This is a genomic window from Bifidobacterium thermophilum (assembly GCF_002846655.1).
GTDB lineage: Bacteria > Actinomycetota > Actinomycetes > Actinomycetales > Bifidobacteriaceae > Bifidobacterium > Bifidobacterium thermophilum.
Map to the genome: position 1 here is coordinate 82779 of NZ_PCGX01000002.1, position 23585 is coordinate 106363.

Annotated in this window: 14 protein-coding genes and 1 other RNA gene; 10 read left to right on the plus strand and 5 right to left on the minus strand. The window is 61.7% G+C overall.

Annotated elements, in window-relative coordinates; translation table 11 throughout:
- Positions 1-60 precede the first annotated feature (60 nt).
- The 5 genes from ffs (at position 61) to CQR48_RS01420 (ending at position 7115) form a co-directional block, all read left to right on the plus strand.
- Positions 61-157: signal recognition particle sRNA small type (gene ffs / locus CQR48_RS01395), an RNA gene on the plus strand.
- 544 nt (positions 158-701) lie between these two features.
- Positions 702-2195 carry a phosphatase PAP2 family protein gene (locus CQR48_RS09275; RefSeq protein ID WP_244898887.1) on the plus strand — a complete coding sequence of 498 codons (1494 nt, stop codon included), beginning with the start codon at positions 702-704 and terminating at the stop codon, positions 2193-2195.
- A 77-nt stretch (positions 2196-2272) separates the two neighbouring features.
- Complete coding sequence (gene topA / locus CQR48_RS01410) at positions 2273-5257, plus strand: type I DNA topoisomerase (protein WP_101451736.1); 2985 nt, start codon at positions 2273-2275, stop codon at positions 5255-5257.
- Positions 5257-5967, plus strand: a complete 711-nt coding sequence (tmk, locus tag CQR48_RS01415) for a dTMP kinase (protein ID WP_081814830.1) — start codon at positions 5257-5259, stop codon at positions 5965-5967. The genes topA and tmk overlap by 1 nt, the downstream gene beginning before the upstream one ends.
- Positions 5964-7115: a DNA polymerase III subunit delta' gene (locus CQR48_RS01420; protein WP_101451737.1), complete on the plus strand. Its 1152-nt coding sequence runs from the start codon at positions 5964-5966 to the stop codon at positions 7113-7115. The genes tmk and CQR48_RS01420 overlap by 4 nt, the downstream gene beginning before the upstream one ends.
- 259 nt (positions 7116-7374) lie before the next feature.
- Here CQR48_RS01420 and CQR48_RS01425 read toward each other — a convergent pair whose 3' ends face one another.
- Together CQR48_RS01425 and CQR48_RS01430 are read right to left on the minus strand one after the other, a co-directional pair.
- Positions 7375-8433: a LacI family DNA-binding transcriptional regulator gene (locus CQR48_RS01425; RefSeq protein ID WP_101451738.1), complete on the minus strand. Its 1059-nt coding sequence runs from the start codon at positions 8431-8433 to the stop codon at positions 7375-7377.
- A 371-nt stretch (positions 8434-8804) separates the two neighbouring features.
- The gene (locus CQR48_RS01430; RefSeq protein WP_101451739.1) at positions 8805-9068 is read right to left on the minus strand and encodes an HPr family phosphocarrier protein; all 264 of its coding nucleotides are present in this window, start codon (positions 9066-9068) and stop codon (positions 8805-8807) included.
- A gap of 263 nt (positions 9069-9331) precedes the next feature.
- Between CQR48_RS01430 and ptsP the strand changes: the two genes are divergently transcribed.
- The 4 genes from ptsP (at position 9332) to CQR48_RS01450 (ending at position 15603) form a co-directional block, all read left to right on the plus strand.
- Positions 9332-10981 (plus strand): phosphoenolpyruvate--protein phosphotransferase, encoded by a 1650-nt coding sequence (gene ptsP / locus CQR48_RS01435; protein ID WP_101451740.1) that lies wholly within the window; start codon positions 9332-9334, stop codon positions 10979-10981.
- A gap of 417 nt (positions 10982-11398) precedes the next feature.
- Entirely contained in the window at positions 11399-11950 is a 552-nt protein-coding gene (locus tag CQR48_RS01440; RefSeq protein ID WP_101451741.1) for a YbhB/YbcL family Raf kinase inhibitor-like protein, read from the plus strand.
- 186 nt (positions 11951-12136) lie between these two features.
- Positions 12137-13750 (plus strand): C69 family dipeptidase, encoded by a 1614-nt coding sequence (locus CQR48_RS01445; RefSeq protein WP_101451742.1) that lies wholly within the window; start codon positions 12137-12139, stop codon positions 13748-13750.
- A 329-nt stretch (positions 13751-14079) separates the two neighbouring features.
- On the plus strand, positions 14080-15603 hold the full coding sequence (locus CQR48_RS01450; RefSeq protein ID WP_033494030.1) for a formate--tetrahydrofolate ligase: 1524 nt from the start codon (positions 14080-14082) through the stop codon (positions 15601-15603).
- A 2133-nt stretch (positions 15604-17736) separates the two neighbouring features.
- Here the strand turns inward: CQR48_RS01450 and CQR48_RS09380 are convergent.
- Together CQR48_RS09380 and CQR48_RS01460 are read right to left on the minus strand one after the other, a co-directional pair.
- Positions 17737-20553 (minus strand): type IV pilus twitching motility protein PilT, encoded by a 2817-nt coding sequence (locus tag CQR48_RS09380; protein ID WP_272867200.1) that lies wholly within the window; start codon positions 20551-20553, stop codon positions 17737-17739.
- 245 nt (positions 20554-20798) lie between these two features.
- Positions 20799-21146, minus strand: coding sequence for a phenylpyruvate tautomerase MIF-related protein (locus tag CQR48_RS01460; protein ID WP_033494168.1), 348 nt, complete (start codon positions 21144-21146; stop codon positions 20799-20801).
- 250 nt (positions 21147-21396) lie between these two features.
- Between CQR48_RS01460 and CQR48_RS01465 the strand changes: the two genes are divergently transcribed.
- Complete coding sequence (locus CQR48_RS01465; RefSeq protein ID WP_180334486.1) at positions 21397-21957, plus strand: GtrA family protein; 561 nt, start codon at positions 21397-21399, stop codon at positions 21955-21957.
- A gap of 119 nt (positions 21958-22076) precedes the next feature.
- Here the strand turns inward: CQR48_RS01465 and CQR48_RS01470 are convergent, their stop codons facing one another.
- A complete protein-coding gene (locus tag CQR48_RS01470) occupies positions 22077-23507 on the minus strand; it encodes an MFS transporter (RefSeq protein ID WP_101451743.1) in 1431 nt (476 codons plus the stop codon).
- Between the last annotated feature and the right edge of the window lie 78 nt (positions 23508-23585).

Below are 23585 nucleotides of genomic sequence, written 5' to 3' on the forward strand. Positions count from 1 at the left end.
GGCGTGTCCCACGATGCCACCATGCCGATTCGTCTTGTCCCCGACAATGGTGTATACTCGCATACGCCTCCGCATGGCGTTACGTCACCCAACTCCCCCAGGGCAGGAATGCAGCAAGGGTAAGTGGCCTCTGACGGGTGTGCGGAGGTTTTTCTTTTTCCTCGTCGGCGGAAGCTGGGTGCCCGACAATGTGTCGTCTTTCAACCTTCTACCGACGCTTACGGGGTTCTCTGCGTCGGTAGAAGCAGGAGGGTGAGGTGGCGGTGGCTGTCGACGACCTCCGGATAATTCGGCGCCGGATTGCATGATCCCTGCTGCTGTCTTTTTACATGTCCTGATTGACTTGATGTGCCGCGGTTGTGAACAATCACTGGGAATTGCGCAAGCGTGCAGAAGCGCTGAAGGTATAGTCAGAGACTATGGACGAGAATGCACAAGACTCGCAATCGCAGGAACAGGACGTGATGCAACCGGTTCATGCCCCCGAACAGAATGCCGCACAAGGCGGGGCTGAGTCGCCTGCTGCATCTGCGCAATCCGCGGTACCACCGGCTTCGACCGTGCCTCCTGCCGTACCTGCGCCTGCGCCTCCGGCCGCCTCTGTGCCTTCGGAATATGCTGACTCAGCGCCTGCACCAGCGCCATCGACACCTGCAGCGCCACCGGTGCCGCCAGCTCCCCGCGTTCCTCCGATGCCTCCGATGCCAGCAATACATACCGCGCCTTCAGACCAGTCCGCACAGTTGCATCCCACTTCCGGGATTGCTTCATCGCAACCCGCGCACGATGCCGCCTCCGGTCGCGGAGATACCGTCCACACGGATACCGCGGAACAGTCCGCGGAACACTCACCGTCTCGGTCGGGGGCGTCAGAACGCCTGTCCGGCCCTACCGGCCCATCGCAGACAGCCCCGCAGCAATCGCAGCAGCTGCAGCACCCCAAGTCGTCCATGCTGTTCCCACAGACCGATGACGCGCAGGGCCAGACAACGCCCAGGACGCCAACGAAACCGATGTTCGCGCCGATTCCGGATGATGCCGATGCCGGCGACCTGGCCGATGCGCGCATGCGCAATCTTTGGCCGTCCGACCCGCTTGAAGCGTCTCCGTCATCCAAACGCGGACGCAATGCAGGCGCGCTCACCGGTGCCGGCGATAACGCAGACTCCGGATTATTGGCCGGAATATCAGCAAGTTCCCCGGCGGTTTCAGCAAAGGCTGCAGCCTCGGCGGATAGCGATCTCACGGTCGAAGGCATGGATTCGGGTCTTGCCCGACTTGACCCGCTCGCCGTCCACCCGCGGCTGTCCAGCAGAATTCTGTGCGTGGTGTTCGGGCTGTTGTTGCTCGCCGCGGCCGCTGGCGTGTGGTGGCTTGGCGTGCGCACGGCAAACGGGCAGAATTTCGATGACGAAGTGTGGCTTCGACTCAACACCTCGCTGCCGTCGTGGCTGCAATCGCTGGTGCATCTGCTTGCGGTGTCGAGTACGGTGATCGCCATCAGCGTCGTCTTCGCACTCGTCGGAATCGTTGTCGCCGCGGTCCGCAAGCGGTGGTGGCTGCTCGGCCAGCTAGTCGTATTCGCTGGCCTGTGCTACGGGTCTTCGCTGTTGAAAGGCGTCCTGCCTCGCCCGTACCTGCAGAATATCAATTCTTCAGCCAGCAATACTGCGCCGTCGGGGCATACGTTGCTCGCCGCGGCGGCTGTCGTGGTTCTGGTGTGCGCGGTGCCTCGCGCTTGGCGTGCCGCGTGCGCCGCAGTCGGTTCGGCCTATACGCTGCTCGTTGCGTTGTCCTTGGTCGCCGGAAAGTGGCATCGCCCTACGGATGTGGTGATGAGCCTGCTGATCGTCGGCGGATGGGCGTTGCTGGTGCTCGCCTGCACACGCACATCCGGCATGGATGAAATCGGCACCCGTTCGGCTTCGGCGAGTATCCAGATTGTCGGCAGCGTGATGATCACCGGTGGCATCATGATCAGCTTGTACGGGGCGTATCTCGTGTGGCAGATTGAACCGGGGCTTTCGCTGGGCGCGAGCTGGACGCAATCCGGTGCCTGCGCGGCGACGACCATGCTGGTGTGCGGCGTGTCGATGCTGGTATTCGGACTCGTGCTCGCGATGCGCCAACTCACCGCTTCACCGTTGACAAAACTCGGTCTGGTCGGCGCCCCGCCGGCCCCGCCGTCAAAGTAGCACGGCACACCAGATACGGCGTTGACCATACGCCGTGAGTATTATGGCGTTCCGTAAGCAGTACGTAAGGAGGGGCAATGACAGCCGGCACAAAGCTCGTTATCGTGGAGTCTCCGACGAAAGCGAAGAAAATCGCGGGATACCTCGGGGATGGATATACCGTGCTCGCATCGGTCGGTCATATTCGCGACCTTGCCCAGCCAAGCCAGGTACCCGCATCGAAGAAGGACAAATTCGGCAAGTTCGGCGTTGATGTGAATGACGGATTCGAGCCGTATTACATCGTCGGCCCTGACAAGAAGAAAACCGTGTCGCAGCTCAAGGACGCGTTGAAAAACGCCGACGAGCTCTATCTGGCGACTGATGAGGATCGCGAAGGCGAAGCGATTGCATGGCATCTCGTGCAGACCCTCAAGCCGAAGATCCCCATCAAGCGCATGGTGTTCCATGAAATCACGCCTGAGGCGATCAAGGCATCGTTGACCAACACTCGAGATGTTGACGACCATATGGTGGACGCGCAGGAAACCCGGCGTGTGCTTGACCGTCTCTATGGCTATGAGCTTTCGCCAGTGCTGTGGCGCAAGGTCGGTCCGGGATTGTCGGCCGGCCGTGTGCAGTCGGTGGCCACGCGCCTGATCGTCGAGCGGGAACGCGAGCGTATGGCCTTCGTCAAGGCCCCCTACTGGGATGTCGTGGCGACGCTGTCGGCGCCGGGTGCAGAAGGCGAACTGGTGCGCTTTGACGCGCGTATGGTGCAGCTCGGCGGTAAACGACTCGCTACATCCAAGGATTTCGGCGCGGACGGCAAGCTCACGCCGGCGGGCTTCGCGGACAATGTCTGCCAGTTGGACGCCGAAGGGGCCGCGGAGGTCGCGCAGGTGTTGCGCGAAGCGCCATTCACCGTGGAATCGATGGAATCCCGCCCGTACCGCAGGCGTCCGCTGCCGCCGTTCACCACATCCACTTTGCAGCAGACGGCCGGCAACCGGCTCGGCATGAGCTCCCGCCAGACGATGCGGGCCGCGCAGGGGCTGTACGAGAACGGTTTCATCACATATATGCGTACCGATTCCGTCACCCTGTCTCAGGAGGCGATCGCTGCGGCGCGCAACGCCGTCGAATTCCACTTCGGCAAGAAATTCCTCTCCGACGCCCCGAAACAGTACGCGACCAAGACCGCGGGCGCGCAGGAGGCGCACGAATGCATCCGTCCGGCGGGTTCCAGCTTCCGCGATCCTGACGATGTGGCGCGTAAAGTGCCTGCGGACCAGGCGAAACTCTATCGGCTGATCTGGCAGCGCACCTTGGCGTCGCAGATGGCCGACGCCACCGGTTCGACGGCGACCGTTCGCCTGAACGCAGCCGCCGGGTCCCGCGGCGAGGCGGTGTTCCAGGCCTCCGGCACGGTTATCGAGTTCCCAGGATTCATGCGGGCGACCGGCGAGGGCAAGCATCCCGCGCAATCGGCGTCCACCTCTGTGAGCGGAGCTTCGGCAAGCGGGGCGCAGCTCGCGACGCGCGGCAAGTCGGGCAAAGAGAGCGAAAACGTCTCCTTGCCTCCGATGCACCCGGGGGACGTGCTCGCCGCCGACGATGTCCAGGCGGATGGTCATGAGACGCAGCCGCCGGCCCGATACACGGAGGCTTCGCTGGTCAAGACTTTGGAAGCCAAGGAGATCGGCCGCCCGTCCACCTACGCGAGCATCATCTCCACGATTATCGACCGCGGTTACGTGTATGAACGCGGCCGGGCGCTGATTCCCTCATGGCTTGCGTTCGCTGTGGTCAAGCTGCTGGAGACGAATTTCCCCAAGTATGTGGATTACCAGTTCACAGCGGATATGGAAAACGGCCTCGACCGCATCGCCCGTGGCAAGGAGACCGGCAAGGAGTGGCTGACCCGCTTCTATTTCGGGTCCGGCGACGGTGCGGCGGCGAACGCCGATGAAGCGCATGAAGGCTTGCAACAGCAGGTCGCGCAACTGGGCGAGATTGATGCCCGTGCGATCAACACCATTGAAATCGGTGACGGCCTGCATGTGCGCGTCGGACGTTACGGCCCGTATCTCGAGGATATGAATCATCTGGATGCCGAAGGCAATCCCAAGCGGGCATCCCTGCCGCCGACGCTCGCCCCCGACGAGCTGACCGTCGAGAAAGGTCATGAGCTGATTGAAAGCAACGCCGGCGGTCCGCGTGAACTGGGCACCGATCCGGCGACAGGCGGCATTGTCGAAGTGCGCAACGGCCGATTCGGCCCGTATGTCTCGCTGACCATCCCGCAGTCGCAGGATGCGCAGAGCAAGGCGGCAGGGGCCAAAAGCAGCAAGAAGAGCAGCGCCCCGAAACCGAAGATGGCGTCGTTGTTCAAGTCGATGAAGCCTGAGACCGTGACCTTGGAGCAGGCGTTGCAGCTGCTGAGTCTGCCGCGTGTCGTCGGTACGGTCGAGGAGACGGATGCGAAGACCGGCGAAATCAAGCAGGCGACCATTTCCGCAAGCAACGGCCGCTACGGCCCGTATATGACCAAGACCACGGCCGATGGCGGTTCCGAGACGCGGTCGTTGGGCAGCGAGGACGAGATCTTCACTGTGGATTTGGCGAAAGCCCAAGAGCTATTCGCCCAGCCGAAGTATGGGCGTGGCCGCGGCCGTGGCTCCGCCAAACCGCCGCTGCGTACCCTCGGCAACGACCCGGAGACCGGCAAGCCCGTGACTATCAAGGACGGCTTCTACGGGGCGTATATCACCGACGGTGAGACGAATCGCACGCTGCCCAAGCAGTACACGCCCGAATCAATCGATCCGCAGGAGGCGTTCCGACTGCTCGCCGAGAAACGTGCTGCGGGCCCGTCCAAGCGGCGCACCCGGCGTGGTGCTTCGAAGTCCGGTTCCAAGACGACGGCGAAGAAGACGACGGCGAAGAAGTCTACAGCGAAGACCGCAACCAAGAAGACCGCAACCAAGAAGACCACCACGAAGAAAACCGCAGGCGCCAGCTCATCGGCATCCGGAACGAAGCGCAGCACGAAGAGCGCAGCCGCCACGAAGGAGCAGTAATGACCACACACGCCCCAGCAGGCCTGTTCATATCCTTCGAAGGCGTTGACGGGGCGGGCAAGACCACGCAGGTCGAACGTCTGCGCGACTATTTCGCGGGAATGGGCAGAAACGTCGTGGTGACGCGCGAACCCGGCGGGACCGAACTTGGCGTGCAATTGCGCACTATGCTGCTGCACGGGGGCGATATCGCCCCCAGGACGGAAGCGCTCTTGTTCGCCGCCGACCGTGCCCAGCATGTAGCGGAGATTATCGTTCCGGCGTTGGAACGCGGCGATATCGTCATCACTGACCGGTACCTCGACTCTTCGCTCGCGTATCAGGCGGGGGGAAGGGAACTGACCGTCGATGATGTGCGGGGTTTGAGCATGTGGGCGACCGGCGGATTGCTGCCGCGACGCACATACCTGCTCGATGTCGATCCGCAGGTTTCGCATAGGCGACTCACCCACGGCGAGGATCGGATGGAATCTGCAGGCTATGATTTCCAGCGTCGCACCCGTCAGGAATTCCTGAATCTCGCTCGTGCGGATTCTGCGCGATTCCTGGTGGTTGATGCGTCACAAGGAATCGAGGCCGTCTGGAATACTATTCGTAACGATGCCGAACAGCTGCTCGGGGGAGCGGCGGCATCCACGGGAATGCCGGAAATATCAGGAATTCCGGAAATATCAGGCGACGTACGGCAGACGGGGGAACACAGCTCATGAGTGTATGGGATTCGATTGTCGGGCAGCAGCCCGTGGTCAGTCAGCTGAGTGCGATTGCGGCCGGCGACCCCGCGGCCATCGCCCAATCATGGCTGATTTGCGGGCCTCCCGGATCGGGGCGCTCGAATGTCGCTAAGGCCTTCGCCGCGGCTTTGGAGAGCCCGGACCATGGACTCGGCGACGAACCGACGCGTGCCGCGCATCTGGTGTTGGCCGGAACACATCCGGATGTCACGGTCCTGTCAACCGACAAAGTGACTATCGGCATTGACGAAGTCCGCGAGTTGATTGGCATGTCGGAGCAGATGCCGAGCATTTCGCCGTGGCGCATCATCATCATTGAAGACGTCGACCGGATGCTCGAACGCACGACCAACGTGCTGCTCAAGGAAATCGAGGAACCCGCCGAGCATACGATTTGGCTGTTGTGCGCCCCGAGCGCGCAGGACGTGTTGCCGACGATTCGCTCGCGTACGCGTATTGTGAATCTGGCGGTGCCCTCGAATGCTGCGGTGGCGCGCTTCCTGGAACAGCACGACGGCGTCGATCCCGCCTTGGCGTCCCGTGCGGCGCGGCTCGCTGAAGGGCATATCGGCATTGCCCGGCTATACGCTGGCAATGATCAGGTGCTTGCCGACCGCGATGAGCTCGTGGTCGGGGTGCTTGGCATGCATCGGGCGTCGGACGCGGTGTTGCTCGCCGGACGGCTGACCGACAGTGCCAAGGCGCAAGCGCAGAGTGATGTCGACCGTCAGGCGCAGCAGGACGAACGCGAGTTCAGACGGGTCAACGGACTGGGGGAGAAGGACCGGATTCCGCCCAAGCTGCGTTCCGCCTACCATGCGATCAGCAAGAAGGATGATCTGAAACGCCGTGCCACCAGACGTACGCGTGATGTGCTCGACCGTGCGTTGACCACTGTGGCGAGTGTGTACCGCGATGTCGCCGTCATCCAGAACAACGCTGATGATGCCGTCGGATTGATCAATCTCGAGAATCGCACAGCCATCACCGAGCTTTCGGTCAGATTGACGCGCCGGGATGCCGTGCGGAGGCTGGAGGACATTGCGACGGCTCGTCGCAGACTCGCGGGCAACGGCAATCCGCTGCTGGTGTTCGAGGCGTTGTTCTGCGCTTTGCTCGTTTGAGCCGACTCGGTGTGTTGCCCTGCTAAGGGTTTTCCGCTGTAACGCCCTTTCCGCTCTGGCGCGCTTCCGTTTGCGCCCTTCCCGCGGGATGCTTCCGCCCTTGCGGCCGCCGATCTGCCTACTGCCTAGGCGCTGTTCTTGACGGGTGTTGCCGCTTCCGAGCGCGAAAGTACGCTAGGGTCATGTCAATCCAGGTGGTGTCAATCTGGGCAACATCAACTTGGGCCGTGTCAGTCCAAACAACGCAACCCAAACAACGTCAATCGTCGTTGGACTCGCGGGTGGATTGTCTGGCGATGACGAGGCGGGGGAACATCACATGACGCCCGAGCCGTGCCCCCATCTCGGTGTCGGATCCGTTCGCCTGAGCGTTGGCGATAAGCCGCAGACTCTCTGCAGCCATTTGCTGCAAAGGCGCACGCATCGAAGTCAATGCGGGCATGCTGGATGCTGCTGCCTCGTTGTCCTGCAAACTAACGACTTGAACCTGCCCGGGCACGTTGATGGAAAGCTGCCCAAGCGCGATGAGCACGCCAATCGCCGTGTCCGATGACGAGCAGATCACTGCTTCGGGGGTCTGGTCCGCCCCACGGCCGGCGAACATCCGCATGGTGTCGGAGAACCCACGTTGCACGGTTCCATCGGCGATGGTGATCCACTCGTTGTCGGCGCGCACGTGCAACAAATTGAGTGAGGATTGGAACGCGAGCAGGGTTTCCGCACCATCGCTGGAGGCGACCTCATCGCTCAGATACGCGACGGACGCCGCCCCGCGTTCGACGACATGGGTGACCGCCAATTCGACGGAAGCGCCGTTGTCGATGCTGATCCAATCGTGCCGAAGCAGATTGGTCGATCCGAGCAGTTGGATGATCGGAGTGTCCGTTGTAATGCCTCGGGTGAGCGATACGCCGGCGTGTGGGCATGGCAACACGATGATGCCGTCGGCGGGGTGCCGGCAGAATTCCTTGATTCTGCGGTGCTGTGCGGCTGCGGTGCCGTCGATGCCGACCAATAGTTGCATATGGGAGACGCTGACCGCTTCGCTGATGGCGGTGACCACGCTCGCGGCCATCAGCGTTGAGGTTGCCGGCATGGATAGGGCGATGGTGTTGCTCACGTCGCTGCGGAGTGCGCTCGCCGCGCTATTGGCTGAATAGTTGAGTTCGCGGGCGGCTTTGCGCACTCGCCGCGCGATATCGTCATCTTTGGTTCTTCTGCCTGACAGGACGCGCGATACTGTGGCGATCGAGACGTCGGCGAGGGCGGCGACGTTCGTGATTGACGCGCCGTTCTGTTTGCCGTGTGATGATGCCATGTGTGCTCCAAGTCAGTGATTGCCAGGAATCGGATGTTTTCGCAACCATTCCTTCCGCCGTGTGGATTATAGCGGTTCGAGGCGTCGGCGGTATGACCGTGCTCGTCGCGTTCGGCTGTACCGTGCGCGTGCGGCGGGGCCGCTGCGGTTTCGCGTTCCTATTGCGCGGCAAGACAGCGGTACCGCGGGTGCGGCGGCGCGATGGATGCCGGCATAGTTCCGTCCGCGGTCTGCGTTCCGGGCCGTATTGCCGTATGGCCGTATAGCAGTAAGCCGTCCCGGTATTGGGCGGGACGGCTTACTGCTGGTCGCTGGTCGCGGCTGGTTTAGACATGCCCGAATCGGTGGAACCGCCGGGTGTTGGCCTGCGTTCAGTCCTTGATCAGGGTTGCGACGAGATTGTCGGCGACAGCTTCGGCGTTGTCTCCGTCCACGGTGATTTCGATGGTGTCGCCCTGCTTGATGCCAAGTCCCATCACGGACAGGATGCTGCCGGCGTTGACGGCGTTGCCGCCCTGCTTGGCGATGGTGACGGTGCAGCCGGAAGCGGTTGCTGCCTGGGCGAATTCCGCGGCCGGACGAGCGTGGATGCCGACTGGATCGTTCACGGTTGCGGTACGGGTTGCGGTTGCCATATGAGACACTCCTTTGCGTCATGCGGATGCGGTATGTCATGCGGGTGCTTGACTGCACCTGCTGCACGCCACAACCTTGGCTGTAGCGTTCTGGAGTAATCGTACCACGATTTTCTGAAAAAGAGAAAACGTTTACCGGCGTTGCGTTGCGGATTTCTGGTATATAGTTATGCAGTATAGAAAAGAGACGCCTGCGATGGCGTGAGCGTCTCCCACTACGATTTCCGCCGGCGGAAACCGGTGCAGTACGAAAAGGAGTCCCCATGGTCATCACTGGTGTTGGAATCGGACGCGGCGTCGCTGTCGGTCCTGTTATCCGTATGGCAGCCCCGCTTCCCGAACCGGCGGACACGCCGAGGAACGCAAGTGTGAGCGCCGAAGACGAAATCGATCGCGCGATGAAGGCGCTCAATACCGTCAACGCCGATCTCAACCGCCGTGCCGAAGAAGCCGCGAACGGCGATGAGGCCACCAAGAAAGCCGCCCCGATTCTGCAAGCGATTGCCATGTTCGCCTCCGACCCGTCGTTGGCCGAATCAATCAAGAATCTCATCACTGGCGGTAAGACCGCCGAACGCGCGGTATTGGAAGGTTTCGGCCAGGTTGAGGAGATGTTCAAGGCCATCGGCGGCTACCAGGCGGAACGCGCAGCCGACCTGCATGATGTCGGCCAGCGTGTGATCGCGGATCTTATGGGGCTGCCTGCTCCTGGCGTTCCGCAAAGCGACACGCCGTTCGTGCTTGTGGCTGAGGACCTGTCCCCGGCTGACACCGCTGCGCTTGACTTGGACAAGACCCTTGCCATCGTCACCAGCCAGGGCGGTCCGACCAGCCACACCGCCATTCTGGCGCGTGCCCGCGGCATCGTGGCCGTGGTATCCGCTCAAGGCGCCGATGACATCAAGGACGGGCAGACCGTCGTGGTCAACGCCGCGAAGAGTGCGGTGATTGTCGATCCGAGCGAAGCGGAAATCGCCGAGGCGCATGAAGCCAAGGCGAACGCAGCCAAGGCCAAGGAGCTGCGCGGCAAGCCCGGGCAGACCAAGGACGGCCATCTCATTCCGCTGCTCGCCAACGTCGGCAAACCTGAGGATGCCGATCCGGCCCTCGAATACGGTGCCGAAGGCGTGGGCCTGTTCCGCACTGAATTCCTGTTCCTCGGCAACGAGGAGCCGCCGAGCGTCGAAGAGCAGACTGAGGCGTATGCCAAGCTGCTGAGCCGTTTCCCCGGCAAGAAGGTCGTGATCCGCATGCTGGACGCCGGCGCGGACAAGCCGTTGCCGTTCCTGACCCCTGAGGATGAGCCGAACCCGGCGCTCGGCCTGCGTGGCCTGCGGACGCTGCGCGTGCATAAGCAGGTGCTTGAGGATCAGCTTGAGGCCATCGCCCGTGCCGACGCCCAGACCAACGCGGACCTGTGGGTGATGGTCCCGATGGTCGCCGACCAGTGGGAAGCTGAGTACTTCGTCAAGCTTGGCAAGTCCAAGGGGCTCAAGAAGGTCGGTGTGATGGCCGAAGTCCCGTCGATCGCATTGATGGCGGACAAAGTCGCTCAGGTTGCGGACTTCGTGTCCATCGGCACGAACGATCTGACCCAGTACACGCTGGCAGCCGACCGTACGCTCGGCTCTGTGGCGCACTACCAGACCGCATGGCATCCTGCGGTGTTGCGCGCCATCAAGCTCATCGCCGACGCGGGCAACGCGAACGGCATGCCGGTGGGCGTGTGCGGTGAGGCTGCGGCTGACCCGGATCTGGCGGTCGTACTCGCCGGTATTGGCGTCAATTCGCTGTCGATGACCCCGGTGGCCTTGGACGATGTCCGTGCTCAGCTCGCTTCGGTCACCTTCGAGGAAGCCAAGGCGAAGGCTGCTGCGGCGCTGAATGGTGATTTCTACAAGCCGGAGCAGTGAGTGCTGGATTGAGCTTCTGATTTCGGGCTTCATGCTTGATGCTCCGGATATAGCTTCGGACGGGCCGGTTCCTTCGTGGGACCGGCCCGTTGCGTATATGGGTCGAGATGGGTCGAGAATTGCGCTGACTATTTCTTGTGCTCGCGTGTGGTCTCGAAGTGCCTGTCTTGCGGGGTGCGGGATTCGCTTCGGATTCGTGTTGTGCGTTGGGTTGTGACGTTTGCTGGATGTCGTTTGGAAAGTCGATGGGGGTGCGTTGTCGGCTGGTATCTGTCTGTGATGCGGTTGTATTGTCTCACGCCGCACCGGTAGCCTGTCGCCGGTGCCCGAGCGTGCCCTATCTGCCCGCGGTGTGATGGGTATTGCCGCCCAGTGGTGTTTTGCACGCACGTCATCACGATGCGCGATACTGAAAGCATGAGAATCTCCGCTGATTTTACTGTTGTGCCTGATGATTTCGCCAAGCGCGCGCCCGCCGAAAACCGCGCGGACGGCACGCCGATCGTCTCGTTCCCCTTCTATATCGACGATCTCGCCCCAGACGCGATGTTCCTGCATTGGGAACTTGTCGACCCGGATTCGATTCCGGTGTGCGGCTTCGAATGGATTCATTGGGCGGTCGCCAACGTGCCGGTCGATGCGCTCATGTTTGATTTCAACGATTCGCACGCCCTGCAAATCCCGGCCGACTTCTCCCGTTCGCTGCCTGCGATGATTCCTGAAGCCGTGCAAGGACGTACATCGGCGGCCAGCAAATTCGTCGGAGCCACGAACCCCGCAGTGACCATGCGTTACAACGGTCCGCAACCGCCGGACAAGGATCATGACTATCTGCTGCAAGTATGGGCGACCCGCGAAGAACTGCCCGGGCTGAATCAAGGATTCTGGCTCAACGAGATGCTGCACGGCCTGCGCAAGACCGACAGTCTGGTTGATCAGGGTGGCGCGTTCTTTACTGGCCGCGCGTAACAACCGGCCTGTCTTGCATCCCGCCGCCCGTCGTATGGCCCGCGTGGCACAATGCGCTTGGTAGATGCAATCGATGCAATCGGTTCAATCGCGCAATCCCAAACGTCACACGTCGTGCAATCACACGTTTGCGAAAGCCGGATACGCGCGAAGGCTTGGAAATTCGGCAAAACTGAAAGGAACACCATGGCCTGCACCACGATTTTGGTAGGTAAGGACGCGAGCTATGACGGCTCGACCATCATCGCCCGTAACGAGGATTCCGCCAACGGCGAATTCAATCCGAAGCGTTTCATCGTCGTTCGCCCGAGCGAACAGCCGCGGCATTACCGCAGCGTGCTCAGCCACGTCGAAGTCGATCTGCCGGACAATCCGTTGCAATACACAGCCGTGCCGAACGCTGACACCAAGGAAGGCATTTGGGGCGAAGCCGGTGTCAACGAAGCGAACGTGGCGATGAGCGCCACCGAGACGCTGACCACCAACGAGCGCGTGCTCGGCGCCGATCCGTTCGTCGAATTCGTCCCCGCCACCGGCAAGCCCGGCGAAGACGGGTACGAGCCCGAAACCGCCGGCGGCATTGGCGAGGAGGACTTCCTCACCTTGGTACTGCCGTACATCAAGACCGCGCGCGAAGGCGTGGAGCGTCTCGGCTCCCTGCTCGAACAGTATGGCACCTATGAAATGAACGGTGTCGCGTTCTCCGACGCTCACGAAATCTGGTGGCTGGAAACGGTTGGCGGACATCATTGGATTGCCAAGCGTGTGCCGGACGAGGCATATGTGACCATGCCAAACCAACTGGGCATCGACGAATTCGATTTGGATGATGCGCTGGGAGAGCAAGAGAGCCATATGTGCTCCGCCGATCTTGCCGAGTTCATCGAGCACAACCATCTTGACCTCGCTGTCGAATCGACCTCGCCGTTCAACCCGCGTGACGCGTTCGGATCCCATTCGGATTCCGACCACGTGTACAACACGCCGCGCGCATGGTACATGCAGCGTTTCCTCAACCCGTATGACGAGGTGTGGGACGGCAAGGACGCGGACCATACGCCGGAAAGCAACGACATCCCGTGGGCTCGCCAGCCGGAGCGCAAGATCACCATCGAGGACGTGAAATACGTGCTCAGCTCGCATTATCAGGGCACGCCGTTCGATCCGTACGGGCATCTGGGCGACGAACACACCCGGCATATGTACCGCACGATTGGCATCAACCGTCAGAGCCAGCTGTCGGTCATGCAGATTCGTCCGTACCGTCCGCAGTCCAACCGCGCAATCCAGTGGATTGCCTATGGTTCCAACCCGTTCAACACGCTGGTCCCGTTCTTCCCGAACGTGGATACGACCCCGAAGTACTTCGAGGACACGACTACCCGCGTGACTTCCGAGAACTTCTACTGGGAGAATCGCATTATCGCGGCGTTGTGCGATGCTGCTTTCTCCGACACCGCGAACGCTGTGGAACGCTATCAGGAGAAGACCGGCGGCATGGCCCACCGTCTGATCGCCGCGACCGACGAGCAGGTGTCCCGTCTCGGCGGTGAGAACGAGGCGAAGGCCAGGCAGCTGGAGGACGAGTTCGAAGCGGACAATCTCGATGGCGATGTGGAGCCGCTCGAGCCCGACCAGATCATTGAGGTTGTGCGCGATCAGGAGGTGCGCGACGTGCTCGCCGCCGCGAACCAGACCATGGCCGACCAGATTAAGGAAGAGACCGACAAGCTGCTCGACACCGTGCTGTACATCACCAGCATGAAGATGAAGAACGGGTTCAACCGCTCGGATAACTGACCTACGGTTGCTGCCGTGGCCATGCCGCGGGAATGCCGTGGTTTCCCGGCTGTCTCAGCCAGCCCGCGTGTCTGTGGTGTAGATATGACCACGCCCCGACACGCGGGTTTTTCCGTATCTGCCTGTTCGCCATAAGCGGTGTCTGTTTTCCGGACAACCCGGCGTTGCTGACAGGGCCATCGATTATAGTAAAGACATGCGCAACACGGGCTTGCGCATGGTTTCTTGCTTGTGGCTGTAGCAGCGCGTCTACAGTGTGGACTTGCCCGACCAGACTTGCCGTCGGCGGCCGCCGACGGTGCAGTATCACCGACAGGTAAGGAGACCCCATGACCGGTATCGAGGATTACACACGCCAGTACGGCTTGGTCCGCAAGATTGATGCGTACGGCTACCTCGACTATCTCAAGGCGCATCCCGAAGCGCCGCGCAAGCATGGCAAAATCGTGCTCGTCACCGCTGACACGCCACTGAAGGCATCCCGCGGCGAAGGCAAGACCACCACCACCATCGCGCTGATCGATGCGCTGCGTGCGCGCGGCATCGACGCAACCGCCGTGCTGCGCCAGCCGAGCATGGGCATCACCGCAGCCGGTTCCAAGGGCGGTGCGTCCGGCGGCGGCAAGGCATCCCTGACCCATCCGGAGCTCATCGATTGGGGTCTGTGCGGCGAAATGGCCGCGATCGAGGCGGCTCAGAACCTGCTCGTCTCCTTCGCAGAGAAGGCCGTGGATGAAGGCAAGCTCGACACCGTGCTCGTGCCGCGCGTTTCGGAGGTTCCGTCCCGTTCGCTGCGCAAGATTGTTGTCGACGCAGGCAAGAACAACGTTGCCGAGCGCGTGGTGCTCACCCCGACCTGCGAACTCATGCAGATTGTTGTGCTTTCCCGTTCGCTGGACGAAATCGCCGAGCGTGTCGCCGCGATGATCGCCGGCACGAAGGACGGCAAGCCGGTCAAGTTCGGCGAATTCATTGATTTGTGGCGTATCACCGGCATTCTGGGCGATGCCGTCAAGCCGGCCCTCACCGAGACGGTCAACGGCTCGCCGGTGTATGTGCACGGCGGTCCGTTCGCGAACGTGTCCATCGGCATCCCGACGCTTGTGTCCGTCGAACTCGCCTGCGCGCTGCATGACGTCGTCATCGTCGAAGCCGGTTATGGCGCCGATGCGGGCGCTCAGAAGTGGCTGGATATCGCCTGCCGCGAGTACGGCGCGCAATGGCCGTCCGCCGCGGTTGTGGTTACCCGTGCCACCACCTGGCGCGACGACCCGGCTTTGCAGTGGCGTTATCCGTTCCACGTGCAGCGTCTCGAAGGCTTGAACATCCCGACCTTCCCGCTGATCAACCTGTGGAGCGGCGAAGACGATCAGATTGATTCGCTGCGTGCGACCGCGAAGGACCTGAAGTTCCGCGACCCGATCATCGGCAACCTGTTCCGTGACGGCGGTGCTGCGCTGGCCCCGCAGCTCGATGCATTCGTGGATGTGCTGGGTGTCGGCGACGGCAAGGCTCCGGCCAGCCCGGACAGTCACAAGGGAATGCCGCTGATTGATGACATTCGTTGGGTTGCCGGCAATGCATACGGTGTGCCCGCCGAGCGTGTCGTCAAGCGCGACGGTTTCGACGAGTCGCTGGCTGCGGCCGAGCAGCTGTGCGCTGATGCCGGATTCAGCCTGAATGATCTTGCGCTGGTTGCTGTGAAGTCTCCGGCCACCATGACCGACAACGATTCCGCACCTGCTGACGAGCGTACCGTGACCCTGAAGAAGGTCGAGGTGCATGCCGGCGCCGGTCTGGTGCAGGTCAATCTGACCACCTCGCTGACCACGCCGATGCCGAAGATCGTCTGACGCTCAGATCGGGCTGGTTGTTTGCGGGTCGGCTGTTTGTAGACGGTCCGTCTGCTTGCGGGCCGTCTGTGGACGTTGCGGACGGGCTGTTCGTAGGTCGGCTGTGTGTGGACTGGTCGCTTGACTGAATCAGGTGTGCTGAGTCCGTTGTCCGCGAACCGATCTGCGGGTTGGACGCTTGACTCACGTCGCCGTTGTTACGCCATCGAGTCCATGCTTTGCGCCTGATTCCTGTTCGTGTCACCGCTTGACACGGGACTGGAATCAGACAACCCGGAACCAGTCTGCCGACACCCTGATGAGTGACGAATGCCCCGCGTACCGATTGGTGCGCGGGGTTTCTTATGCGGTGTAGTGATTGCCCAGGCCGGCGGTGGTCTGACTCGGACACCTGACTGGTGTCCGCCCGTGCAGATTGGTATCGGTTCCCGCATTGCGAGGCAATAGCCCGGAATCACCGAAGAGCCGTGGCGGTTCACCGTCTCACCCGTGCACGGATGGCTCCGAACGCCACAGCCTTAGCCGACTGGGAGCGAAGCTCCGTCCACCCGTGTGCGGATGGCTCTCAACGCTCTGTCGCTCGTGCCATCCGTTGTTGTCTGTGTAACCGTCTGCCGATGCTGACAGTGCTCTCAGCGTCGGCAGAAGTTTCTACCGACGGTCAGCCGGTCGTCATCGTCGGCAGAAGCAGAGTCGGATCTGGGGTGGATGTCATCAAGGTGCGACCCAAGTCATTGTCCGATGCAGTGGGTCCGGTGGACGACTGTGCGAGGATTCGCTCACACGCTGCCGGTTTGTGCGGTTGGATTTGTTGGTTAGCGAGCTGGGGACGCCATTGTGTGAGCCTGCGCTCACACGCTGCCGGTTTGGCGGTCGGGATCTGCCGGTCTGACGTGGCTTAGCCGTGGTTGTGTGAGGATTCGCTCACACGATGGCGGTTCGGATGGCGGTGGGTGGTGGTTTCGGTGGTGTCCGGCGATATGTGAGCGCATCCTCACACAATGGCCCCCTCACACCGGGCGGCAGGGACTGGATGGGTGATGTGTTGTGTTGCGTATGCCGGCGGATACGGGTGATGATGGTTGGTGGCGCTTGTCCGGGGTTTTGTCCGATGTGTTGGGTCGTGTATGCCGGGGCATGCGTTGCCCGGTGGTTGGATGTGTTGTTGGGGCTGTTGATGGTGGGTTCTGTCGGGTTCCGTATGCCGTGGCTTGCGGGTGGTGACGGTTTGGCGGGGCCGGCGATGGTTGGCCGGGTGTTGTGTCGTGTTGCGTATGTGGGGACATGCGCTGATTTCCCGATGATCGTTCCGAACGCCGGTTTGTGAGGATTGACTCGCACGATGCCGTTTCGGCGGGCGGGTTTTGCCGGTTCGGTGTGGCTTGACCGTGGTTGTGTGAGGATTTGTTCGCACGGTGGCGGGTGGGCTGATGGGGTTGGCTGATTCTGAGGCGCGCGGCGGTCATTGTGTGAGGATTAGTTCGCACGATGGCGGGTGGACTGGCAGGATTGGCTGATTTGGAGGTGAGCGGTGGCCATTGTGTGAGGTTTTGCTCGCACGGTGACGGGCGGACTGGCGGAATCGGTTGGCTTGGTGGGGTCGGGGTGTCATTGTGTGAGGATTTGTTCGCACGGTGGCGGGTGGGCTGATGGGGTTGGCTGATTCTGAGGCGCGCGGCGGTCATTGTGTGAGGATTGACTCGCACGGTGACGGTTTGGCGGTCGGGGTCTGTCGGACCGATGCGGCTTGACCGTGTCCGTGTGAGGATGCGCTCACACGATGACGGTTCGGGTGACCGGATTGCGGTGGCGACGTCACCTATGGGTGACTGTGTGAGGATTGACTCGCACGATGCCGTTTCGGCGGGCGGGTTTTGCCGGTTCGGTGTGGCTTGACCGTGGTTGTGTGAGGATGCGCTCACATACTGGCGGTCCGGGTAGGCGTGGCTGGCGGGTTGACTGGACCGGGGCGTCGGTTTGTGAGGATTGGCTCGCACGATGGCGGTCCGGGGTGCCGGGGTATGGTTCGGCCCCCGCCCGCATGGTGTGGACGGGGGCCGAAACCGGATTGGGCGCCGCTAGGGACTCAGACGCCGGGGAGCTCGGTAGGAGACGTAACTCAGCCGCCACGGCTCAGTAGGCGGCGCGGGCCTGGACGAGCTTCTCGAATTCCTTGCGGTCCTGGCAGCGTTTCTCGGCGATGTCGAGCTGCACGTCGCCCCGGTTGACCAGCCGCGCGAGGTCCTGGTCCAGGGTGTGCATGCCCAGGTCGCCGCCCGACTGCAACTGCGTGCGCACCTGATGCGTCTTGCCCTCGCGGATCAACGCGCTGATCGCCGGCGTCGCGTACATCACCTCGGTCGCCGGGACACGCCCGTGCCCGCTCGCCTTCGGCAGCAGCGTCTGCACGATCACCGCCCGCAACGTGGACGCGACCTGCACGCGGATCTGCTGCTGCTGGTTCTCCGGGTACACGTCGATCAGACGGTCCACCGTCGACCCCGCGTCCTGCGTGTGCAGGGTCGCGAACACCAGGTGGCCGGTCTCCACCGCCGTCAACGCGGTGCTGATCGTCTCCAGGTCACGCAACTCGCCCACCATGATGATGTCCGGGTCCTCACGCAACGCGTGCTTGAGCGCCTCCGCGAAACTCAACGTGTCCGTGCCCACCTCACGCTGGCTGACCACGCAGTTCTTGTGCCGGTGCACGAACTCGATCGGATCCTCGATCGTGATGATATGGTCGTGCCGCTCCGCGTTCGCCTTGTCCACGATCGCGGCCAGCGTGGTCGACTTGCCCGAACCCGTCGGTCCGCACACCAGCACCAGGCCGCGCGGCAGGAGCGCCAGGTCCGCGATCTTCTGGTCCAGGCCCAACTGGGTGACCGTCTTGATCTCCAACGGGATCGTACGCAACGCCGCGCACACGCCGTTACGATCCTGGTACACGTTCACACGGAACCTGACCAGATCCCCGATCGCGAACGACACATCCAACTCGAGCTCCTGCTCGAACCGCTGCAACTCCTCATCCGTCGTCATCACCTGCACCGCAGCCAACGTCCGCTCCTTATCCCAGACGGACGTGTTCGGTGTGGCGACGAGCTTGCCGTCCACACGCAGCATCGGATAATCGCCGACCACCAGATGCAAATCGGACGCGTTGAACGCCACGAGTTGGCCTATCGCGTTGATGAATTCAGGATCGGCATCCGGATGCTCGGAGTACATGGTCTGCGCGACCAGCTGCGCCTTGGCGATGCGTTCCTTGGTGACCGCGTCGTCTTTGCCCTTGTTATCGGGAACGACGAAGGTCGGCGTCTGCAAGTTGGCGGGCGGAACTACGGGCATTTGAGTCTGAGGCTGTGCCGGGCGCTCCATAGTCGGAACGTTGCCGTGCGGAGCCATGGGGTTCCATGCGCCGCGTTGGCGGGCAAGCTGCGATTCGTCCATGGTCGAACGCAGATGTTGCGCGTCGAGCACGCGTTGCGCCGCCGCCTCTGTTTCGGTCTGGGCCTGATTCATAGCGGATTGCTGGGCGGTCTGCGCGAGTTGATGCCCGCCGAATGCCGCCTGCTGCGCGTACCCAGCTTGTGTGGCTTGTACGGTCTGTACGGACGTCGCAGCTTGCGCCGTTTGCCCCATAGGTGCTGAAGCCTGAGCTACCTGCGCCTGAGCTGCCTGGTTCATCACTGTCTGACCCATCGCAGCCTGCCCCATCTGCGCCGCCTGCTGCATTTGCCGAATCCGTTGCGCCTGCATCATCTGCATCTGCTGCAGTTGTTGCTCCTCACTGAGCTGTTGTTGCTGCACATTGTCCTTTGATTGGGCTTGCGATTGGGCTTCAGCTTGGACTTGTGCGGCTTGCTGTGCTTGGAACTGTTGATAAGCCTGGGCTTGCGCCTGACGTGCCTGTTGCGCGGCCAGTGCTTGCAGCTGTGCTTGCTCCTTGGCTTGAGCCGCCGCAATCGCTTGCAACCGAGCCTGCTTCTGCGCTGCTTCCTGGGCTTTAGCCTGCGCCTCGGCTTCGGCTTTTGCCTTGGCTTCCGCTTCTGCCTTGGCTTGCGCTTCAGCTTGGGCGCGTGCGGCTTCTGCTGCGGCTTGTTGTGCCGCTTCGGCCTTGGCTTTCGCTTGTGCTTCGACTTGATCGATAAATGAGGACGCTGCAGCTAAGGCATCATGGGTGTCTTGTTTGGCTTGAGCTTCCGCTTCGGCCTTGGCTTTCGCCTCCGCCCTGGCGCGTTCTGCCGCTTCTGCGGCGGCCTTGGCCTCTGCAGCGGCCTTCTCCCGCGCTTCCGCTTCGGCTTTGGCCTTGGCAGCGGCCTCAGCACGGGCTTTGGCCTCTGCTTCGGCACGAGCCTTAGCTTCGGCGGCTTCCTTCGCTTTGGCTTCGGCCTCAGCCTTGGCCTTGGCCTCTGCTTCGGCGCGAGCCTTGGCGGCAGCTTCTGCGTCTGCCTTGGCTTTGGCTTCGGCGGCTTCCTTCGCATACCGCGCGGCGGCATCGCTGTTCGCTCGGGCGGCGGGATCGCGATGGTACGCGGCTTGCGCCACGGCATGGTCCATGGCGGCTTCCCAAGCTGATTTCTTAGGTTCTTGCTTGGTGTTCTTGGCTTCTTTGTGATTGTCGTCCGCTGCCGGGGCGGCTGCTTTTGCGTTCGAGTCGTCTTCCGATGATGCCGCTTGGTCGGCCTCTTTCGCCTGGTCCTGCGCATCCTGCTGATCAAGCATCTTCAGCAAGTCGCGCAGATGCGGATCGGAGGTGTCGAAGGTGTTTTCATTGGAGTTGTGTCGGCCGCGGTTGCCGGCATCACCGAACGACGGAGCGGTGCTCGGGATGGTGACGCCCTTGAGCCCGGCTAGATAGCCGTTGCTGTAGGTCCAGTCATCGGCGGTCGCGTCACCGTCTTGCGGCGTGCCCTCCGGTACTTCAGTAGTCCTGTCGTCTTCCATGATGGTTTCCCTCGTCCACAGTGATTCGAGTATTTTCAATTATAGGACATGACCATGATGTTGTGCGTGATGTTCACTTGCGATGATGACGCAGTCTTTTCGGCGATTTTTTCGTAACCATCCGCCCCGTGGCGCTATCTGTGAATCGGCAGGATGCATCGGGACGATTCGGATTGTCCGTTCTCAACAATCGCCGGGGACCGGTTGGGGTGCCGGAAATCCTGCGTCGGCACCCCGAGCGGCAGTCAGAAATTACCGCCGTTCCATCCCCAATCCGTGGTGGCCGTATATCGGATGTAGGTGCGGTCCTTGGGGATTCCCAGTTCGCGTTGCAGTGCATCCATGATCTGCCGGGTCAGCTGCTCCCAAGCGGAGCCGGGAACGCTGGCGCCGAAGACGTTCACTTCGACGTAGGCGGCGGGCTTGTCGTCACTGCCCGCGAAATAGATGGGCATATTATCTTCGAATGGGCACATCAGCCAACCTTCGGACTTACCGGGGACCGCGGTGATGGCCTTGCCGTATGCGGTCTTCAGCGCTTCGCGCTGCTCTTTGGTGGTGGGGACTGAAACATGGGTGTGGATCACTGGCATGGGATTCCTCCTGAAACGTGTCGGCCCGGGAATCGGACCGGCTTGTTGTTTCCAGTCTAGTTGCTCCGATCGGTTCGTCGCGGCGACATCAACACTGGTATCAATACCAACGTCAACGACGATACCAACCGGCGATTGGCTTTGGCATGGCCTTTCTCAAGGGCCTCGCACGCGTACGGATTGGTGAGGAACCGTGAGGATTCCCGGTTCCGCGTGGAATCGTCATCGTACGCGTGTTTAATGGTGGGTTGTGAAAAAACTCATCGAACAGCTCATGAAATTCGGCGTCGTCGGGGTTGTCGCCTTCATCATCGATGTTGGCGTGATGAACCTGCTGATGCGGTTCCTGCACATGCCGAATGTTGCGGCGAGCACGATTTCGTTCATCGTCTCGCTGATTTTCAACTATCTGGCGAGCATGAAATACGTGTTCAAGCACCGCGATGATATGGCCCGTTGGATGGAAATGCTGATTTTCCTGCTGTCCTCGGTGATTGGCCTGCTGATCAATGACGCGATTATCGCGGTGAGCACGCTTGGCATGGCCGCCGACGCCATCGTCACCCAGCACGCCGTATATGTGCTGCGTACCAATGCCGGTAAGCTGGTTGCCACTGTCGTGGTCGCGGTGTGGAATTTCGTCATCCGCAAATGGCTGCTGGACGATACCCATACGAATGCTGTGAACCGTCTGCGCAAGGCCGATAACAGGCTGACTCAGGAGGAGCTGGACGCCCGATGGAAACGCAGTTTCTCCCACCGCCTGGGCATGTGGTCGCTTGAGCATACGCCTGCGGGCTGGCCGAAGTAAGGAATTAAGAAATAACGGCAGGAGTGGGCACACCAAACAGATGTGCCCACTCCCTGCGTATTGAGACTCGCACTTAGGGTACCTAGGGCTGAGGTGATCACGCCCCGAGCCCGCCTCGCTCACACTTCGACTTCGGTTAGGGTGGGCGTTTCCGTACTCGACTTGATTTGCCGTATACCGGTCAGCGCGATGAGCAGCGAACCGATCGCCAACGCGGTGACGACGACGAATCCGCCGTGCGAGCCTGCCTTGTCGATGAACACGCCGGCAATCGCCGATCCGACGGACGAGCCGATGGAATTCATCGCGCCCATCCATGCCATGCCTTCCGTGAATCTTGAGGGCGGCACGAGATGCAGCATGAGCTGGTTGCCGTTGATCCACGTCGGTGCCTGACACACGCCGATCACCAGGTAAATCACCATGATGACCCATAGGTGTTTCGCGAACAGGAACGAGCCGATGCCGAGATTCACCACGGCAAGGCACACATAGAACCGTTTCCACAGCGGTATCATCCAGTCTTTCGCGCCGTAGACGAGCGCGCCGGTCAGGGAGCTCAGCGAGAAGCAAGCGAAAACGAATCCCGTGTACTGCTTCATATCCTGTTCCGTCGCGAATGCGATGATCGAGATGCTCGCGGCCGATTGGAATGCGCCGAGCCCGAACCAGGTCGCGCATACGGCAATCAGGCCCGGCCCCCAGATTGACCCATGCGAGTGCGTGGGTTTGCCTACTGGCTGGTGTCTGTCGGCGTTCGTGGCCGCATGTGCTTCCGCCGGTTGATGTGTCGCGGTGGTGGCATCCGCGTCGGCGGTGTGCGCCGAACGTGCTGTTTGCAGCGCTGCGGCTTTCTGCGCTTCGCGCTCGCGATACTGGGCGCGGGTGAGTCCCGCCTCGCGGGCGAGTTGCGTCTGCGACGGCGGTTCCGTGGTCCGCTCGGTCAGGAACATCAGCGCGCCGACGATCACGCACATGCCGGTGAATGAGAACGCGAGCAGTCCGGAAATCACCGCAAGCGTGGAGGCAAGCGGATTGCCAATCACCCACATGCATTCGTCGAGCACGCCGGAAAGCGACAACGCCCGGTCGGTGCGTGCGTGGTCGCCGCGCAACAGTCGAGCCCACCGCCCGCGGCTCATCGCGCCCCACGGCGGGATTGCGGCCATGAACGGCACAATTGCATACAACACCCATTGCGGTGCATGATGCGTGATTGCGGTGACTAGTGATGTCGAGGCGATGATCCACACGATGATGGTCGGAATCGACACCTGCCGCTGGCCATAGATGTCCACGAGCTTGCCCAGCAACGGCCCGACTAGCGCGGTCGCGATGGCTTGGATCGCCGTGAGCGCGCCCGCGAGCGAATAATTGCCATAATAGTGTTGCACGGAAATCGTGATGGTCATGCCGACCATGGGGAACGGCATGCACGCAATCACCGAGCCGATGGCGAATCGTGCGGTGTGCGGCATGCGCAGCAGCTCGGCGTATCCTCCGAACAGGCGTCGGGCGAGGTCTTTGACCCCGGCGGTGAATGTGGTCATATCGTGCGGCCTTCTGTTGTCGTGTCTTCTATGTGATTGTCGAAGCATTGTCTTCCGGTCTGTCCGTCGTGTGGCGGG

Bases quoted from the DNA above. Each gene is read 5' to 3' on its own strand.
- CQR48_RS01450 (WP_033494030.1), top strand. From the start codon at position 14,080: ATGACCGGTATCGAGGATTACACACGCCAGTACGGCTTGGTCCGCAAG.
- CQR48_RS01430 (WP_101451739.1), bottom strand. From the start codon at position 9,068: ATGGCAACCGCAACCCGTACCGCAACCGTGAACGATCCAGTCGGCATC.
- CQR48_RS01440 (WP_101451741.1), top strand. From the start codon at position 11,399: ATGAGAATCTCCGCTGATTTTACTGTTGTGCCTGATGATTTCGCCAAG.
- tmk (WP_081814830.1), top strand. From the start codon at position 5,257: ATGACCACACACGCCCCAGCAGGCCTGTTCATATCCTTCGAAGGCGTT.
- CQR48_RS09380 (WP_272867200.1), bottom strand. From the start codon at position 20,553: ATGGAAGACGACAGGACTACTGAAGTACCGGAGGGCACGCCGCAAGAC.
- CQR48_RS01460 (WP_033494168.1), bottom strand. From the start codon at position 21,146: ATGCCAGTGATCCACACCCATGTTTCAGTCCCCACCACCAAAGAGCAG.
- topA (WP_101451736.1), top strand. From the start codon at position 2,273: ATGACAGCCGGCACAAAGCTCGTTATCGTGGAGTCTCCGACGAAAGCG.
- ptsP (WP_101451740.1), top strand. From the start codon at position 9,332: ATGGTCATCACTGGTGTTGGAATCGGACGCGGCGTCGCTGTCGGTCCT.
- CQR48_RS01425 (WP_101451738.1), bottom strand. From the start codon at position 8,433: ATGGCATCATCACACGGCAAACAGAACGGCGCGTCAATCACGAACGTC.
- CQR48_RS01445 (WP_101451742.1), top strand. From the start codon at position 12,137: ATGGCCTGCACCACGATTTTGGTAGGTAAGGACGCGAGCTATGACGGC.
- CQR48_RS09275 (WP_244898887.1), top strand. From the start codon at position 702: ATGCCAGCAATACATACCGCGCCTTCAGACCAGTCCGCACAGTTGCAT.
- CQR48_RS01420 (WP_101451737.1), top strand. From the start codon at position 5,964: ATGAGTGTATGGGATTCGATTGTCGGGCAGCAGCCCGTGGTCAGTCAG.
- CQR48_RS01470 (WP_101451743.1), bottom strand. From the start codon at position 23,507: ATGACCACATTCACCGCCGGGGTCAAAGACCTCGCCCGACGCCTGTTC.